The 15,850-nt window shown below is 45.6% G+C and carries 20 protein-coding genes; all 20 read right to left on the bottom strand.

Annotated features, from left to right (window positions below; translation table 11 throughout):
* Positions 1-20: 20 nt before the first annotated feature.
* The 20 genes from ftsL2 to ACTCCX_RS00925 all read right to left on the bottom strand — a co-directional run bounded on the left by ftsL2 (position 21) and on the right by ACTCCX_RS00925 (position 15,677).
* Positions 21-401, bottom strand: a complete 381-nt coding sequence (ftsL2, locus tag ACTCCX_RS01020) for a cell division protein FtsL (RefSeq protein ID WP_068560021.1) — start codon at positions 399-401, stop codon at positions 21-23.
* Between the two features lie 95 nt (positions 402-496).
* The gene (rsmH, locus tag ACTCCX_RS01015) at positions 497-1,447 is read right to left on the bottom strand and encodes a 16S rRNA (cytosine(1402)-N(4))-methyltransferase RsmH (protein ID WP_463274302.1); all 951 of its coding nucleotides are present in this window, start codon (positions 1,445-1,447) and stop codon (positions 497-499) included.
* An 8-nt stretch (positions 1,448-1,455) separates the two neighbouring features.
* Positions 1,456-1,887 carry a division/cell wall cluster transcriptional repressor MraZ gene (gene mraZ, locus ACTCCX_RS01010; RefSeq protein ID WP_086943378.1) on the bottom strand — a complete coding sequence of 144 codons (432 nt, stop codon included), beginning with the start codon at positions 1,885-1,887 and terminating at the stop codon, positions 1,456-1,458.
* A 167-nt stretch (positions 1,888-2,054) separates the two neighbouring features.
* A complete protein-coding gene (locus ACTCCX_RS01005) occupies positions 2,055-3,074 on the bottom strand; it encodes an LTA glycolipid anchor biosynthesis glycosyltransferase, IagA/BgsA family (protein ID WP_463274301.1) in 1,020 nt (339 codons plus the stop codon).
* Between the two features lie 33 nt (positions 3,075-3,107).
* Positions 3,108-3,485, bottom strand: a complete 378-nt coding sequence (locus tag ACTCCX_RS01000) for a DUF3397 family protein (protein WP_463274300.1) — start codon at positions 3,483-3,485, stop codon at positions 3,108-3,110.
* A gap of 149 nt (positions 3,486-3,634) precedes the next feature.
* The gene (rpmF, locus tag ACTCCX_RS00995) at positions 3,635-3,814 is read right to left on the bottom strand and encodes a 50S ribosomal protein L32 (RefSeq protein WP_463274299.1); all 180 of its coding nucleotides are present in this window, start codon (positions 3,812-3,814) and stop codon (positions 3,635-3,637) included.
* Between the two features lie 59 nt (positions 3,815-3,873).
* Positions 3,874-4,431 (bottom strand): YceD family protein, encoded by a 558-nt coding sequence (locus tag ACTCCX_RS00990; RefSeq protein WP_463274298.1) that lies wholly within the window; start codon positions 4,429-4,431, stop codon positions 3,874-3,876.
* 95 nt (positions 4,432-4,526) lie between these two features.
* Positions 4,527-5,231, bottom strand: a complete 705-nt coding sequence (locus ACTCCX_RS00985) for an aspartate/glutamate racemase family protein (protein ID WP_463274297.1) — start codon at positions 5,229-5,231, stop codon at positions 4,527-4,529.
* A 41-nt stretch (positions 5,232-5,272) separates the two neighbouring features.
* Entirely contained in the window at positions 5,273-6,490 is a 1,218-nt protein-coding gene (locus tag ACTCCX_RS00980) for a carboxylate--amine ligase (protein ID WP_463274296.1), read from the bottom strand.
* A gap of 145 nt (positions 6,491-6,635) precedes the next feature.
* The gene (locus ACTCCX_RS00975; protein ID WP_463274295.1) at positions 6,636-7,850 is read right to left on the bottom strand and encodes a nucleotidyltransferase; all 1,215 of its coding nucleotides are present in this window, start codon (positions 7,848-7,850) and stop codon (positions 6,636-6,638) included.
* A gap of 57 nt (positions 7,851-7,907) precedes the next feature.
* Entirely contained in the window at positions 7,908-8,651 is a 744-nt protein-coding gene (locus ACTCCX_RS00970; protein WP_463274294.1) for a class I SAM-dependent DNA methyltransferase, read from the bottom strand.
* Positions 8,648-9,013, bottom strand: coding sequence for a ribosome silencing factor (rsfS, locus tag ACTCCX_RS00965; RefSeq protein ID WP_068560007.1), 366 nt, complete (start codon positions 9,011-9,013; stop codon positions 8,648-8,650). The genes ACTCCX_RS00970 and rsfS overlap by 4 nt, the downstream gene beginning before the upstream one ends.
* Before the next feature lie 2 nt (positions 9,014-9,015).
* A complete protein-coding gene (gene yqeK / locus ACTCCX_RS00960; protein WP_463274293.1) occupies positions 9,016-9,630 on the bottom strand; it encodes a bis(5'-nucleosyl)-tetraphosphatase (symmetrical) YqeK in 615 nt (204 codons plus the stop codon).
* Positions 9,614-10,240 carry a nicotinate-nucleotide adenylyltransferase gene (locus ACTCCX_RS00955; RefSeq protein WP_463274336.1) on the bottom strand — a complete coding sequence of 209 codons (627 nt, stop codon included), beginning with the start codon at positions 10,238-10,240 and terminating at the stop codon, positions 9,614-9,616. The genes yqeK and ACTCCX_RS00955 overlap by 17 nt, the downstream gene beginning before the upstream one ends.
* Positions 10,241-10,317: 77 nt before the next feature.
* Positions 10,318-10,629 carry a ribosome assembly RNA-binding protein YhbY gene (yhbY, locus tag ACTCCX_RS00950; protein WP_463274292.1) on the bottom strand — a complete coding sequence of 104 codons (312 nt, stop codon included), beginning with the start codon at positions 10,627-10,629 and terminating at the stop codon, positions 10,318-10,320.
* Positions 10,630-10,859: 230 nt separating this feature from the next.
* Positions 10,860-11,987 (bottom strand): ribosome biogenesis GTPase YqeH, encoded by a 1,128-nt coding sequence (yqeH, locus tag ACTCCX_RS00945; protein WP_463274291.1) that lies wholly within the window; start codon positions 11,985-11,987, stop codon positions 10,860-10,862.
* A complete protein-coding gene (locus tag ACTCCX_RS00940) occupies positions 11,980-12,507 on the bottom strand; it encodes a YqeG family HAD IIIA-type phosphatase (RefSeq protein ID WP_463274290.1) in 528 nt (175 codons plus the stop codon). The genes yqeH and ACTCCX_RS00940 overlap by 8 nt, the downstream gene beginning before the upstream one ends.
* Positions 12,508-13,018: 511 nt before the next feature.
* Positions 13,019-13,888: a homoserine kinase gene (thrB, locus tag ACTCCX_RS00935; RefSeq protein ID WP_463274289.1), complete on the bottom strand. Its 870-nt coding sequence runs from the start codon at positions 13,886-13,888 to the stop codon at positions 13,019-13,021.
* Positions 13,889-13,970: 82 nt separating this feature from the next.
* A complete protein-coding gene (locus ACTCCX_RS00930; RefSeq protein WP_463274288.1) occupies positions 13,971-15,260 on the bottom strand; it encodes a homoserine dehydrogenase in 1,290 nt (429 codons plus the stop codon).
* Positions 15,261-15,446: 186 nt separating this feature from the next.
* On the bottom strand, positions 15,447-15,677 hold the full coding sequence (locus tag ACTCCX_RS00925) for a YkuJ family protein (RefSeq protein WP_068559993.1): 231 nt from the start codon (positions 15,675-15,677) through the stop codon (positions 15,447-15,449).
* Between the last annotated feature and the right edge of the window lie 173 nt (positions 15,678-15,850).

The raw sequence follows: 15,850 nt of genomic DNA, 5'->3' as shown, positions 1-15,850 counted from the left end.
TTGAGGATTAGCTGTTTTTTTCATCGCGTAACATTCCTAACGTTTGCTTCATTCATTTCCAGACCAAGTTCTTTCGCTATCTCAATGATGCGGTCATATCTTGAAAGTTCCTGGACTTCCTGTTCCAAATTTTGATTTTCCAGACTGATCGCAACGCTATCATTTTGTAAGTCCTGCAACGCTCTATTCTGATTGGAGAGGGTCACTTGTGTAGCCAGAGACAACAATACTACGATCAAAGCACTTAACAAAGTGATGGTGATGGCAAATTTTTCAATTTTTATATATTTATCTCTAACGGCTCTATAGCCTTTCGGATCAGGCTGGCCTTTTCTAGGTTCTGTCAATTCTTTTGGCAGCTTCGGTTCTGCAATCGCCGCCCTATATTCAGGTAATGCCACTTAATCCTCTCCTCCCCCGCAATAAATCGTGCGTCTATGGCACAATTCATTGGTTCCGACTGATGATCTTTCGTTACAGAGCTGCTGTGCTCCTGTTATTTCTTGACTCTTTCGATGACACGCAATTTAGCACTTTGGGAGCGCGAATTCTCATTCAATTCCGCTTCATTGGGCAAGATTGGTTTTCGGCTGATCAACTTGTAATCCGCTTCATATTCCTCGGGAAGAATAGGCAACAGCGGCAAAGTCTCCTCTTTCGAGCTGGCTTCTTTGAAAAGGACTTTAACGATCCGGTCTTCCAAGGATTGGAAGGAGATGACGCTCATGCGCCCTCCGACGTTCAGCATCTTCAATCCGTCCTCTATCGAATCTTCAATCGCGGACAATTCGTCGTTGACGGCGATGCGTAAGGCCTGAAAAATGCGTTTGGCCGGGTGTCCGCCTTTTCTTCTGGCCGGTGCCGGAATGCAATCTTTGATGATTTCGACCAATTCGCCGGTCGTCTCGATCGGTTGGGTTTCCCTGATATTTTCGATTTTACGGGCAATCTGTTTTGAGAATTTTTCTTCGCCGTAACGATAAAAAATCTTCATCAACTCAGCAAAAGGCCACTCATTCACAATGACGCGGGCCGTCAATGCCTGCTCCTGGTCCATGCGCATGTCGAGCGGGGCATCATAACGATAACTGAACCCTCGTTCCGCTTGATCCAATTGTGGGGAAGACACTCCCAAATCGTAAAGGATGCCGTCTACGCCATAGACGCCACGTTGCTCCAGTTCTTCCTTGATGTTCCGAAAATTAGCCTTGATGAGTGTCACCATGCCTTTTTCGATATAAGTCGCCAACATCACTTCAGCATTTTCGATAGCGATACGGTCTTGGTCAAAGGCATAAAGATGCCCATTTTCATTTAATTTTGATAAAATCACGCTGCTATGTCCGGCACCACCTAAAGTGCAATCGACATAGACGCCATCCGGCTTGATATTCAATCCATCGATAGACTCGTTCAGCAACACGCTATAATGTTCAAATTTTTCCATTTCTGCACCTACAATCCAAAGTCAATCATCGTTTCAGCAATATCTTCGAAGTTTTCGGCAGCCTCATCGGCAAATTCTTCCCACTTCTCATTGCTCCATATTTCAATACGATCGGCTACACCGACTATACGACATTCTTTTTCAATCTTCGCGTAATCCAATAGTGTTTGAGGGATATTGATGCGCCCTTGTTTATCCAGTTCAGCTTCCATAGCGGCTGAATAGAAGAAACGGGTAAAAGCACGCGCATCTTTTTTTGCAAGGGGCAGCTGTTTTAATTTTTCCTGAAGCAGCTCCCATTGACTTAACGGATAGCCGAACAAACAGCCGTCCAATCCGCGGGTGATGATGAACGTATCGCCTAATTCCTCACGAAATTTTGCGGGCATGATCAATCTGCCTTTAGCGTCGATATTGTGTTTGAATTCGCCCATCAACATAAAGACACTCGCCCCCACCCTCAAATATGTTTTCAGTCTACCACATCCCCCCACTTTCTACCACATTTTCCCGAACAATTCATAAAAAAAACAAATTGATTTCGATTATTTCTCGAAATCAATTTGTTCTCACTTGTCATCTATCATTTTATTTACAGGGGCAAGAATCATCTACCTTCGGACCCATGCAACCGGATGGCTGTCTCATAAGCGCTTCGTAATTCAGAACCGATGCAGCTGAGATCCTTCTGGCGGATCCGCTCCTGCCCTGCAGCTTTCAAAGAAGGCAGTTCGCCTTCCAGAATGCCGCTGATCAGTCTGCGGAAATCGTCGTTCGTCTTACCTTTGTAGACGTGCGTGCCATCGATCAGATCATCTTCGTAGATCGGTATATCCCGGACCAGGATCTCTTGTCCCATGGCGAGTGCCTCCAGAAGGACGATTCCTTCCGTTTCTTCGTAAGTTGGAAAGAAAAACAAATCAGCACCACAATAGGCGCTCCTGAGCTCATCAGGAGCCACATAACCGGCAAATTGCAGATTGGGCAATTTGGTCTCCACAGCTTCGCGGATTTCCCGTGGGACTTGATGGAGGTTCAAATACCCGAACCAGATGAACTGGTAAGCGGGCATCGCTTTTGCTAAGGCGACAAAATCAAGAATTCCTTTGCGTTTGATGTAAAGGCCGACAGACATGACAACTTTATCTGCTGCCTTATACCCATACTTCCTGCGGAAAGACATGCCCATCTCCGCAGTTGCTTGGTAAAAGGCCAGATCGATTCCATTCGAAATCGGGATGATCGGTTGTTCCAAACCAGCCTGCTGCAGCAATTGTTTTGAATAAGGCGTAGGCGTCAATACCACATCGCCATGGCTGTAGCAGTGCAGAATCCACTTGCTGAACAACGGCGCAGCCGCATTGGAGAAGATAAAGGAATTCTTGAAGTCCTCCTTTGTGGAGTGAGCATGATACACGATCGGCTTCCCTTGCTTTTTGACTTTGTGCAGCAAACGGTAGGACTGTCCAAAGTATGTATTGATGTGCATCAGATCAAAATCATCTCTGTAGTCTGTCGTGAAAGATATCCCTTCCAGTGCAAGCGCCTTTTTCTGGTGTTCGATTGCTCTGCCCAGACCGGATTTCCCGATGTATTTCATTCCTTCAGAATACAATAATACTTTCATGATTTCGTGCCACCTCATTCTTCAATTTTAGGACTATCCTCTTATGAGGAAATAAATACGCAACAGCACCAACATATAATAAAAAAGCAGCGCCATCAAAAACAGTATTTTTATGAAATGACGATAAAATCGCTTCGGCCGTTGGATCTTTCTGCGTTTGTCGAAATACAGCGTCTGCAGCAAGCCGACGAGGCAGGCCGCCAACAAAAAATGCGGCAACAGCGAAAAAGTCAAACTGTAGACACTCAGCAAATGGATCCCTACCAGCAAAAACGGCATGACGACATCCGCAACCGTCAATCGGATAATTTGTTTATACCTGAGATACGACCTAAAAAATTTATTGATCAGAATGATTTCTAAAATCGGAAAAACGTACAACAGAATTTCAAAATAATGGAAGTTTTGCATCCCAACGCTCCTTTATGAAAATATGGCATCCATGCCGCATAAACTCATTTTACCTCATTCTGGAAAATTATGCCTCCTGAAAAATGAAAACAAAAAAAGCCAGCAGAAAATTCATTCTGCTGACTGAAATTGCGGATGGCATTTCATGATTAGTTTGTTTTTTCAACAACTGCTTCTCCATCATAGTAACCGCATGATGCACAAACGTGGTGGCTCTTTTTCAATTCGCCACAGTTAGGGCATGCGTTCAAGCCTGGAATCGCTAATTTGAAGTGCGTACGTCTTTTTGCTTTTCTCGCTTTAGATGTTCTTCTTTTAGGTACTGCCATTTCCTTACACCTCCCTGTAATAATCGCTGTATTTATTTAAAAAACCAGCGTCAAAAATTTCACTCTGTCTTTTCTTCGTCTTCTAACAGGGCCTTCAGACCAGCTAATCGCGGATCGATCTGATCAGTTTTTTCCTCTTGTCTCTTTCTTGCGAAAGATTCTTCGGAAACAACTTCCCATTCAGCGCCACTAGGCATTTCCTCGGACACCATCTCTTCCGGCGTGAAGACTTGTAGAGGCAGATTCAGCAGAATGTTGTCCTCGATAGCGGGGACCAGATTCACTTCATCGCCTTCAAGCGGCAACACAACATCCGCAGGGTTATCCTGCTCGAGATAGAGTGATTCACTTTCAGTGTACACTTCTTCGATTGCTATTTGCAAGGGTACCTCAACTAATTCCAACGACCTTGACGAAGGCAGGGTAATCGTTAAATCGATTCGGAAATTGGCAAGCACAGAATGATTTTCGTATAATAAGAAACCTTCCGCCTTAATCGGCGACACTGCTTTGATTTCATTATTTCTTTGCATCAATGAACTTTCCCGGTCTATCATCCGAGAAAAATAGTACGGTTCACCACGATGTTCTTGTAATTCTTTTAATGGCCACTTCATTTCCATCACCCCTAAAATAACAAATTGAATTATACTAGTGAAAAAAAACTTTGTCAATGTATTTTCCTTTACATCCAAAAAAGGAAAACGTTTTTTTACGCTTTTAACTCTTTGGCCAACGAAATCGTTTTGTCCAAAAGTACCTTTTCCGCATCGACAACCGGATAACGTCGTTCTTTATCTTCGCTGTTCATCAACGAAACTTCCGTGCATCCCAATAACACAATGTCCGCACCGCAATTTTTGAAGTCTTCCAAAATTTCGTAGTACAAAGGGAAAAATAAATGCGATCTCTCTTTGATGTAATAATAAATCATTTTATTGATTTTGTCTTGTAAAGCTCTGTCCGGCAATACTACTTGATAGCCTTTTTCAATAAGCCGATTTTCGTAGATGCGGCTCTGATGCGTTCCTTCAGTGGCAAATAATCCGACTTTTTTTGCGCCCTCATAATGTTCCGCAATATAGCCGACTGTAAGATCAACCATATTCAAAATCGGAATATCCGTTTCCTTTTGAATATCATCGAAGAAATAATGGATAGTATTGCAGGGCATGATGATGAATTCTGGCTGCAGAAGATTCAACATATGAACATCTTCTATCACTGCTTCCACCGGATTCGGTTTGGTCGGATCCAAAATGAATTCCGTACGATCGGGAATATCAGCGTGATTCATCAGAACGTAATTGAAATAATCCTGGTCGTTTTCGGGGAAATGACGCTTATTCATTTCAACAAGAAAGTTGGTCGTCGCCAGCGTTCCCATTCCTCCAAGAATGCCAAAAAATTTTTTCATACTTTCTCATCCCTCGTTTCCCGTTTGTTTCTTGTTTCAGTTCATTCCTCTGGAGGATGCTCCCTGAATTTTTTGTAATAATTGAATTTGGAAGCCAACACATAGAATTTTCTTTTCGGGCTGACTTCAAAAGGCGCATCCAAAGGGTGCACTACTTTCCCTTCTTTGTACAGCTCTTTTACTTTTTTCCTCAATACATCGGACTTGACATATTTCAACAAAAGATTTTTTGGTGTCATCGTGAAAAGAGCTTCGTTTTTGTTGATGGTCATCCCAAGTTTTTTCTTGGCTATATAATCTTCAACGTAGTATTTCGCGACATTGTTGCCACTGGCGGTAACATAGTAGTTACTGACACCCAGTCTTCCGTTCAGTTCAAAGAAAACATAGTCATCCTTGCGCTCATCGTACTTCACATCGAAATTGGAGAAACCATAAAACTCGGTTTCCGCAATCAGTTTTTGAACAGAAGCAACAATCTTCTGCTCCTCCCTGGCCCAAATCGTCAGATGGTTTCCGATGGCGGATGGCGTATGGTCTTCCAAGAGGATATGGCCGAATGCAATCAGCTTGATTTCCTTGTCACGTGGCGATGTGTACACCGTCACGACGCCAAGATAGGTGTCATCGCCGGGAACGTACTCCTGCAGGATCAGGTTGTCCGTATAGCCATTGTCACGCACTAAATGGTAGATGCGTTCAAGATCCTTCTCATCGCGTCCGATGAAGACTTTTTCTTTGCCTTCAAAATGTAACCCCTGGTACATGATGGCATTCGATGGCTTGATGATGATCGGAAATTCAAACGGCAAATCAAGGGAAAATTCATCCATGACTACAGTCTTCGGATAGGGAACGCCTGCTTTTTCACAAATGGCGTAAAAACTTTCCTTGTTGGTCGCCCGTAGGAAAACTGGTTCATCCACATACGGAATGATCCAATCACTACCGAATCGGTCTTTCGTGCGGATCAGCAGTTCCGCATAGCGATCGTCTGCCCCGAAGATGATTTTTTTCATATTCGGATAGTCCCGACCAATCTGATGGATGGTTTCAAAAAAAAGATCCAGGTCATCGATTCCCGGTTGAATGTAATGCTTGATGATGCGGGAATTGCCGATAGGCCCTATAATCATCGGGCTGATGAGATTCGTTTTAACTTGGTACGCTTCATAGAAAGCTCTCGCCAAACTATAGGCTCCTCTGTTCCCCCCTACGATTACGGGAACGAAACTGACGGAGTTGGCTTCTTCGCTCATTTGTTTGTCCTCCTTAGTGCCTAAAACCGAATATTGAAGGCTCTAGCATCTATTAACCTATCCATTATATTTCTTTGGTTGTGGTCAGTCAAACGCTTCTTGCAATTTTTCATTAAAGTTTTCATGAAATTCCGGAAACGTCTTATTACGGTTTCTGCTGATCATTCCGGATATACACAGGCGAACGGGTGAAATTCTGCTCTTCCAGAAGCGGAAGCCCTCCCAAACGATAGATGCGGTCGCTCCGGATTTCAAGTTCCAGACCCGCTCTATGCGGTTCACCCACTTTCGTGACGATCGGAATATCCGTGTTTTTTTTCAAGGTGTTCAGATAACGTCTTCCGGCCTCCGTAAATCCAAGCAAACGGATAGTAGCCGCTTTGCCCTGGAAAGAATTCGCTTCTGCTTTTGTTATCCCCAACAAAATGTAGGTGCAGACACGCTGCAGTCTGGCCCATGTCCAACGCTTGGTCTTCATGCGTTGAATGAAAGCTATAAAATCAGCTGCATCCTCGGCTTCTTTTTTTAGTCTGTATTCGATGCCTTCCTCAACTTGATAGATGTTCCGGAGTTCCGTATGCGAAAGCAACATGAGTTGATATTGCAGCATCCCCCAGTATGGGGCCCAATCCAGCAGAGGACGCCTCTCCAGCGCCTCTGACGTCTCTTGCGGCACAAACCTGCCCATGTCCTTCCCTTCGGTTTCTTTCCCCTGGTGGAGCGCCCATTCGCGAATGGCGGTGCCGCTTGCGAATTCCTGTCCGGAAGAATCGCTGTCATTGTGTCCGGCGCCTTTCCTTAGCACGATGGCCGTTTCCATAGGGTCGGAGAATTGTTCGTTTTCTTTGACATATGCCAACCCGAGTTGATTATTGGGCGTTGAAAAGGAAATAGCAGAACCTTGTGGGCGCAAGACTTCGGCGATGGCCGTTTCCATTTGCGCAGCATAGGTTCTGCCATCATTTCGGTACGTCTGAAAAATCCGATCGATTTCCGCTTCGTGTTCGCGCAAGAAACGACTGTGCGAAATGAAATCTTCCGCCGTCCCTTCTTCAGCACCGAACACAAAGGCATCGCACTGCATCGCCTGCAATAAGCGGATGCCTGCTCTTGCGAACAGATCCGCGGACTGCACACTCCCCAAAATCGGCATTTCCACGACGATGTCGGCACCGTTCCGCAACGCGATTTCCGCACGCGTCCATTTATCCAACAAAGCGGGCGCGCCTCTTTGGACAAAATTGCCGCTCATTGCGACAACCATGACATCGCTCTTGGTCATCCGCCTGGCTTCCGACAGTTGGTAGCGGTGACCGTTATGGAAAGGATTATATTCTGCGATTACTCCACAAGCTTTCATCGAAACGCTCCCTTTGGTTTCATTGTATGGTTGCGCAGTTTTTTTGCCTTGGCTTGCTTAAGCTTTTTTGCAGGCAAAAAACCAGCGCGGACTGTCATCGCGCACGTCAGCTTCACCAAATTCGGCAGTAGCCGTCACATCGGTGAATCCGGCTTCTTTAATGAGCCGCTTGTAGACTTCCAGCGGATACGTTCGTTCGCGATGGTATTCCGAATGGCGTTCAAACAATTCCGGATTACTCTGGGATCCCACGAAGAAAGTCAAATCATGCTCGACACTGTTCGCAGCATCGCCGGCAAAACTTTCCCAGAGGAAGGCTCCCGCTTCATCCTGATAGATGTATTGATATCCAGGAAAAACGTCATTCACTTGATGCATCGAGTGGACGTCGAACAAAAAAACACCGCCGGGAGCGAGATTCCGCATGACGCTTTGAAAGACTTCCGCCACTTCAGCTTCATCAGACATGTAGCAAAGCGAATCAGAGAAGCACGTCACGACGTCAAAATCCCCCATCGGCTCCAGGGAACGCATGTCCCCTACCGCTAAGGAAAGCGTAACGCCTTCTTCCTGCATCCGGTTGTAGGCAAGCGAAAGCATTTCGTCGGAGAGATCGACCCCTGTTACCTGATGGCCATTTTTCGCCAAATCCACTGCAATCTTCCCTGTCCCGCAAGCCAGTTCCATGATGTTCAGGCCAGATTGGCCGGCTGTGTATTTTTCAACATAAAGAAGCCAGCTGTCGTAGACAGACTGGTCCATTATTTCATCATAGTAATGGGCAAAGATGTCATAGCTCATTGCTCAGAGACCATCCCCGAGATGTCGACCATTGGCGCATCACTCCATAATTTTTCGATGTTGTAATAACCGCGTTCCTCATGATTGAATACATGCACGATAACGTCATTCAGGTCAATCAATGTCCACTTGCCCGAATCTTTGCCTTCAACGTTTTTGATTTCGCCTTTGTTTTTGTGCACGTTCTCCACAATAGATTCAACGATTGCAGCAACTTGTTTCTCATTACGGCCGTTCATGACGACAAAGTAATCCCCGATCGATGTCAAACCGCGTACATCCAATGCCATGATGTCCTGAGCCAATTTGTCATCCGCAGCTTTAACCACTACTTCCAATAATTCTTCACTTGTCATTTTCATTCTTATTTCCCCACTTTTCTTTGGATCCAACTGTTGTAGACATGGATCGTGCCGGGATAAATCGGCAGTTCCTTCTTCACCAGATGAATGATTGTTTTTTCTATTTTAAAATAAGCTGCCTCGTCCAGACTGATTTCCGCCAGTCTTCTGGCTTCATCCACGCCCGTGAACGTACGGCCCGGTTCGATGTAATCCGCTATGAATAGGACTTTTCCGATCAGGGTCATCACCTCACCGCCGATTGTATGCTGACGGATCGCGTCAAGGATAGCCCTATCCATGATTCCGAATACCTTTTCAGCATAATAAGCACCGACAGGCCCATGCATGATTTCGCTGCCGTAACCGGTCATCTCGCTGTCCAACGCTTGGGACAGGACGATTTTCTTCATACTTTTTGCATCATGCTCTTTTGCAAAGTCGTGCAGGAGAGCGGCCAACGAGCACGCTTCCAAAGATGCACCATATTTTTTCGCCAACGCGATGGAACAGGCTTCAACCCGCAGCACATGCTGGAAGCGCGATGGCTTCATCTGTTTTTCCACTTCCGCCAAAATGGCTTCCCGTGTCCAATCCGTATAGCGTCCTGTGTATACAAGCTCAGTCTTCGTCCTCAAGATAGAGTCCTTCTTCCAAAATGTAATCTTTGACATCCTCTTGAACCAAATACCGGATCGAACGGCCCGTTTTGACCATCTTACGGATTTCCGTTGAACTGATGTCGATCAGCGGCGCATCGACCCAGATGATCGGATAGATGCTCTCCCTTGGGTATCCTGGTCTTGCGACGCCAACGAACTGCACAAGTTGTACCAATTCATCGATGCTTTTCCACTTCGGCAAGTATTCGACCATGTCTCCGCCAATGATGAAATAATAATCGGTGTCCGGATGCATAGAAGTCAATAATTTCATCGTATCGATCGTGAAGCTCTTTCCGCCCCGCTCCAATTCGATAGTCTCGATATCGAACAACGGATTGCCCGCAATGGACAACCGCACCATCGACTCGCGATGCTTCGCCGAAATCGATTCTTTTTCGTCGATGTGAGGCGGCTCGGCATCGGGCATGAAATAGATCTTATCCAAGCCGAGTTGTTCCCCCACTTGCTGTGCGACGATCAGATGGCCTAAATGGGGCGGACTGAAGGTCCCCCCCATGATGCCGATGCGCTTCCGGTCCTGAAAGGCGATCTGCGTCTCGACCTCTGTTTCTTCGATGATCATGTAATCAGTTTGTCCGATCAAATTTAAAGTTGTGATCAATTCTTTCTCACCTCAATAAAATATGGATTGGCCTGCCTTTAGATTTTTTCAACGACAGTCGAATAACGACGATTTTTTTCTTTTGATGAAGGTTTGAACAACACTAATGTACGTCCAATCTGTTGGACAACAGTCGCCTGCAGTTTTTCTTCGATTGCCGCAGCAACATCATCCGTTTCCTCATCCGTGTTCTGCAGAAGAGCGACCTTCAGCAGTTCTCTTTTTTCCAATGCTTCCCCGATTTGGACCAGCATCTCTTCGTTCAATCCGCCTTTACCCACTTGAAAGAGCGGATTCATATGGTGCGCTTCTTTTTTCAAATATTGCTTTTGTTTACCTCTTAATTCCATTTGACACCTCAGTCTTATTATTCTAAGAAAATATATTTTTTTCAAAAGTGCATCACCGTTGGTGTTTTATTTATTCCCAAAGTAATTCTGCACCTCATATGATGGCTAGCGATCCAAGCCTGCCTCTCGGAAATTAGATAAATCTGACCCATTGCGCTCTACGATGCTCATTCAGGGGCAGATTTCCTAAATTTCTTTCGAGGCAGAGCGGGCTTGTACCGCTTTTCTACTTAAATGATCGGTTTGCGCATGACGGCGTCCACACCTTGCGGCACCCATGCTGCGACTTTGCCTGGTTTGCGGACGGTGATCCAGCCTAAACCGGAAAATACGATATCGGACGGAACCTTGACGTTGAATTCGCGCCTGACCAACGGCGGGAAATTTTCCGCATCATCCGCAGACGGCGGTTGCAGAAGGCCGCCGAGATGTTTTGCATAGAATTCATCTGCCTTCTCCAATTTGGTGCGGTGAATCTTCAAGTCGTTGGAAAAGTAACAAGTGAAGGATGATTTTTCCCCACTGATGAAGTCAAATCGTGACGCTCCACCCAAGAACAGCGTCTGTTCCGGGTTCAACTGATAAGTAATCGGTTTGATTTCGTGTTGCGGCGCTACGAGCTTTAATTCTTTCGGGCTCAGTACATGCGCCATTTGATGATGATGGATGATTCCCGGCGTATCGATGAGGAAATGCCCATCGTCCAAAGGAATACGGATCTGATCCAGCGTTGTGCCCGGAAATTGGGAAGTCGTGATGACGTCTTCCTTGTTGCCTGTGGCCGCACGGATGATCTGGTTCATGACAGTGGACTTACCGACATTCGTAACACCAACGACATAGACATCTCTGCCATCCCGATGTTCTTCGATGGTTTCCAACAGATCGTCGATGGACGTCGCTTTCTTGCCGCTTACAAGCACGACATCAACCGGCCGCAAGCCTACCGACTGCACCTGCTCCGTCAACCATTGCTTCACACGGGACAGTTTGACCGACTTCGGCAGGACATCCACTTTATTCCCGACCACCAACACTTTGTTTTTTCCCGCAAAGCGATGCAAGCCGGGGATCATGCTGCCGTATACATCAAACAGATCGATAACGTTGACGATCAAGGCCTCTTCCATCGAGATGGTGTTCAGCATTGCCAAAAACTCATCGTCCGTTACGGATACTTTCTCCATCTGATTGTAATGACGCAATCTGAAACAGCGTTGGCAGTATAGTTGCCCGGACTCCAATCCCTTTTGCAGAGCGGCCGCCGGGGTATACCCTCGTTCGGTCGGATCATCGGTCTGGATTTTAGCCCCGCAGCCGATGCAATAGAGATCTTCTGTTAATTCTTCTTTAGTCAAGTGATTTCCTCCATATCATTCCTGGATCATTTTTCAACAAACGTTTCAGCAGCTTTCTTTCAAAGAATCGGTTAATGCGCGTATTCCATCCGTCCGAATTGATGATCGGCATGACCCACACATTTTTGACACCTGCTCGATTTGCTCCAAAAATATCCGTAAGCAATTGATCTCCAACCATCAGACATTGATCCAGCGGAAGTTGCAACTGTTCAGCCGCCTTGACGTAACCACGGCGAGAAGGCTTCATCGACCTTGGTACATAAGCCAATTGCAACTTATCCGCGATGATTTTGATGCGCTTATCGCTGTTGTTGGAAATGATGACGACAGGGAGCGCATTTTCTTTCATCAAAGCGATCCAATCCTTCAATTCCTGCGTTCCTTCTGGATTATTCCAAGCAATCAAGGTATTGTCCAGATCAGTCAGAACACCTTTAATGTTGTTCTTTTCGAGTTGTTCCGGAGTAATGTGATAGATGGATTCCACCATCCATGTCGGTTTGAATTTATTTAACATAACGTCTCCTCATCAAAAAAATAAGAGGACGGGAAAAAGCAACAACGTCACTTTTCAAGCAGAACCCGAGAGAAATCCCTCCCAAGTCGCGCCCCAAAACCGAAAAACTGCACGGCACAAAATCCGAAACAAGCATCCTGTACCCCACAAAAAAGTTTTGACCCAGCCTCACTACTATCCAATTGTATATTATAACCCCATTCCAGTAACATTATAAAGCATAAACCAAAAAATACAAGAGCGCGATGCTATGCGAGAGTGTGATGATTTGCGGTAGGGGATGAGCACTAAGAGGCTATTACGAGAACGGCCGTTTTTTGGCCGTGACGTAATAGCAACTTAGGCGGAGTCCCCTGCAAATCAGAACACGTTTAAATGAGGGGGCGAGCACTAAGCGGACTAGCCGCAATGGGCTGCTTTTTGCCCATGTAGTCTAGTCAGATTAGGCGGAACCCCCTGCGGACACTGCCCAAAAACACAAAAACCCGAGGATTTCTCCACGGGCCAACTATCATTTGATTACTTGCACACCATTTTTTTCGACATGCAGCAGCTTGACTTCGCTGTCTTTTACAGCGGCTTTGGCCGCGGAAACGAACGCTGCTGCTTTTTCAGGATGGATCATCGTGAGGATCGTCGTACCGGCACCACTCAGATAAGTACCGTACGCACCCATCTCATGCCCCAATTCCCGGACTTGGCTCAACTCCGGAACCAAGGTGCCGCGATAAGGCTCATGGAAAACATCCTGTTCCATCAATGCGCCCGCTTTTTCGATATCACCCGAAAAAACAGCCGCCACCAACATATTCGAGATACTGCTGCCTTTGACAGCTTCCTTGAACGGAAGCGAATCCGGCAAAACGGCTCTGCTAGCCTTCGTCAACAATTCCTTTTCCGGAATCGTCACTACCAAAGCAACCTCAGGGAAACTCACCTTCGTCCAGTATACTTTGGAATCCAAAACGGTTCCGACCGTGAAATCACCGGTGATGGCAGGCGTCACATTGTCGGGATGGCCTTCGATGCGTGTCGCGATCTGAATTTTGTCATCGATGCTCAATTCCAGATCTGCGCATTGATTGGCCAACTCTATTCCCGCAACGATAGCTGCAGAACTGCTGCCCAATCCCCTGGCAGCTGGCACTTCGCTCGTCATCGTGATTTTCCGCGGCGTCATGTGCGGCGCCAAAGACAATGCAGTCTCAATAATCAGATTTGTTTTATCGGTTGGGATCCCCGCTCCCAAATCATGGAGAATTTCCCACTCGTTGGCCTCTTCCTTTACGGTCAACGTCAAATACAATGATACGGCCAATCCCAGGGAATCAAAACCTGGTCCCAAGTTGGCGGAAGTTGCCGGTACACGGATATCAAACATCCTACTAATCAATCCTTTCCAAAAGAACGACGGTTCATCATTTCTTGATCTTTAATGTGTTCGGGATACGGAATTAGTCCGATCAGTGTTCCAATACTTTGAAATGGACCTTCAATTTCATATCCTCATTGTCTTCCATCGCCTGGATGATTTCATTCTCTTGCGCTTTCGACATCGGATGCGTAACGATAACAATGATGGCTTTACCGTTCGCTAATGGCTCTTGGATGATCTTGTCAAAGCTGACTTCCGCAGTTGCAAAAATTTTCGCCAATTCCAAGAACTGGCCGGCACGATCGGTAACTTCCAAGCGCATGAATACCGGATTGATGACCTGCTCAGGTTTCGCGATCAAAGTCTCTACCTCATACTCGTTGAAGATATTTCCGGTTGTCTCCAAAAGGATGTTCTTAGCGATATTCATTACATCGCTGACTACGGCTGTTGCGGTAGGCAACTCGCCAGCTCCTGCACCATAGAACATCGTTTCCCCAAGAGCTTCTCCGGCGACAAAGACAGCGTTCATTTCATTATTGACGCTGGCCAAAGGATGTGACTCCGGAACAAACACGGGTCCGACTTCCACATTGACGCTGTCGTCGATTTTTTCGGCAGTACCGATCAGTTTGATTTTGTAGCCTAAACGGTTCGCCAACTTGATGTCATTGATGGAAACATTGCGGATACCCGTCACAGCTACATCATCCAACGTCACATCATTCGTCCCGAAAGCAAGGCGAGCCAAAATGACCATTTTGCGCGCTGCATCCAATCCATCGACATCGCTTGTCGGGTTCTTCTCGGCAAATCCCAATTCCTGTGCCAATGCAAGAGCTTCATCGTAAGAGTAGCCCTCTTTGTCCATTTTCGTCATCATGAAGTTGGTTGTGCCGTTCACGATTCCCATGACTTTTTGGATGTTGTCGGAAGCGAAACTTTCCGTGATCGCACGCAAAATCGGAACCCCGCCCGCAACAGCTGCTTCATACAAGAAATCGCATTTGTTTGCTTTAGCCAGGTTGACCAATTCTTTGCCATGTAAAGCCACAAGATCTTTGTTTGCTGAAACGACATGCTTCCCGGCCGATAATGCTTTGGAAATATAATCTTTTGCTGCCGGAACATATCCGATCAATTCTACGATGATTGAAATTTCTTCGTCATTCAAAATATCATCAAAATTATCAGTGCAATGGACAGCCTCACCGAAGAAAGTTTTGCATTTATCAATATCGCGATCCAAAACCGTTTTGATGACTACTTCCTGTCCGACGACTTGCTTGATTTTATGCTGGTGGCCATCTATGATGCGGGCAACGCCAGTCCCTATTGTTCCTAGTCCTAATAAACCTATATAAATCTTCTTTGCCATTATTCCACCTCTTCAATTATTTCCTTATTACACAGTATACTGAAAGTTACAGAATTACTCTACATAAAAATTAAAAACTTTTAATGTTTGCCACTTTATTCCAATGAAAATAAAAAAAAAAAAAGGCAGCGGAAAAATGAGCCGGCTCATTTTTCCGCTGCCTTAGTTCATGCAAGGATGGATGAATTAATCTTGTAATAATTCGTAAATTTCAATGGCAACTAAATCAAGATCATCAAATTGATAAGTTTGGTTTGAATCGTGTTCTTCCAATTCAAAACTTTCCGTATCGCGGTTGTATTTTACGACGCAACGTTCCACGCCTTCTTTTTCAAAACGACGGATCTCGACATCACCATTGTCTTCCATCATTACTTCTAGGCGACGAAGGATCGCTGAGAGCTGTGAAGGTTTCATGATATTTCCCCTTTCAAGACTAACTTCTTATTTATTCTAGCACTTTTTTTCTGACTTCGCATCAATTTACTGTAATTTATGCAAGAAAAACAATATTTGAGTAATGCACCATTAGGTTTGTGCAAAACCCGCCGCAACGATATATCCTAATAAGGGGTTTCAGAAATCCGTCG

The organism is Trichococcus sp. (genome assembly GCF_055118575.1).
This window is presented reverse-complemented; position numbering and strand designations above follow the sequence as displayed.

What these genes read in the sequence shown, in the direction of transcription:
- rsmH (WP_463274302.1), bottom strand. Translation starts at nt 1,447, where the DNA reads ATGGAAAAATTTGAACATTATAGCGTGTTGCTGAACGAGTCTATCGAT.
- mraZ (WP_086943378.1), bottom strand. Translation starts at nt 1,887, where the DNA reads ATGTTGATGGGCGAATTCAAACACAATATCGACGCTAAAGGCAGATTG.
- ACTCCX_RS01005 (WP_463274301.1), bottom strand. Translation starts at nt 3,074, where the DNA reads ATGAAAGTATTATTGTATTCTGAAGGAATGAAATACATCGGGAAATCC.
- ACTCCX_RS01000 (WP_463274300.1), bottom strand. Translation starts at nt 3,485, where the DNA reads ATGCAAAACTTCCATTATTTTGAAATTCTGTTGTACGTTTTTCCGATT.
- rpmF (WP_463274299.1), bottom strand. Translation starts at nt 3,814, where the DNA reads ATGGCAGTACCTAAAAGAAGAACATCTAAAGCGAGAAAAGCAAAAAGA.
- ACTCCX_RS00990 (WP_463274298.1), bottom strand. Translation starts at nt 4,431, where the DNA reads ATGAAGTGGCCATTAAAAGAATTACAAGAACATCGTGGTGAACCGTAC.
- ACTCCX_RS00985 (WP_463274297.1), bottom strand. Translation starts at nt 5,231, where the DNA reads ATGAAAAAATTTTTTGGCATTCTTGGAGGAATGGGAACGCTGGCGACG.
- ACTCCX_RS00980 (WP_463274296.1), bottom strand. Translation starts at nt 6,490, where the DNA reads ATGAGCGAAGAAGCCAACTCCGTCAGTTTCGTTCCCGTAATCGTAGGG.
- ACTCCX_RS00975 (WP_463274295.1), bottom strand. Translation starts at nt 7,850, where the DNA reads ATGAAAGCTTGTGGAGTAATCGCAGAATATAATCCTTTCCATAACGGT.
- ACTCCX_RS00970 (WP_463274294.1), bottom strand. Translation starts at nt 8,651, where the DNA reads ATGAGCTATGACATCTTTGCCCATTACTATGATGAAATAATGGACCAG.
- rsfS (WP_068560007.1), bottom strand. Translation starts at nt 9,013, where the DNA reads ATGAAAATGACAAGTGAAGAATTATTGGAAGTAGTGGTTAAAGCTGCG.
- ACTCCX_RS00955 (WP_463274336.1), bottom strand. Translation starts at nt 10,240, where the DNA reads ATGATCATCGAAGAAACAGAGGTCGAGACGCAGATCGCCTTTCAGGAC.
- yhbY (WP_463274292.1), bottom strand. Translation starts at nt 10,629, where the DNA reads ATGGAATTAAGAGGTAAACAAAAGCAATATTTGAAAAAAGAAGCGCAC.
- ACTCCX_RS00940 (WP_463274290.1), bottom strand. Translation starts at nt 12,507, where the DNA reads ATGTTAAATAAATTCAAACCGACATGGATGGTGGAATCCATCTATCAC.
- thrB (WP_463274289.1), bottom strand. Translation starts at nt 13,888, where the DNA reads ATGTTTGATATCCGTGTACCGGCAACTTCCGCCAACTTGGGACCAGGT.
- ACTCCX_RS00930 (WP_463274288.1), bottom strand. Translation starts at nt 15,260, where the DNA reads ATGGCAAAGAAGATTTATATAGGTTTATTAGGACTAGGAACAATAGGG.
- ACTCCX_RS00925 (WP_068559993.1), bottom strand. Translation starts at nt 15,677, where the DNA reads ATGAAACCTTCACAGCTCTCAGCGATCCTTCGTCGCCTAGAAGTAATG.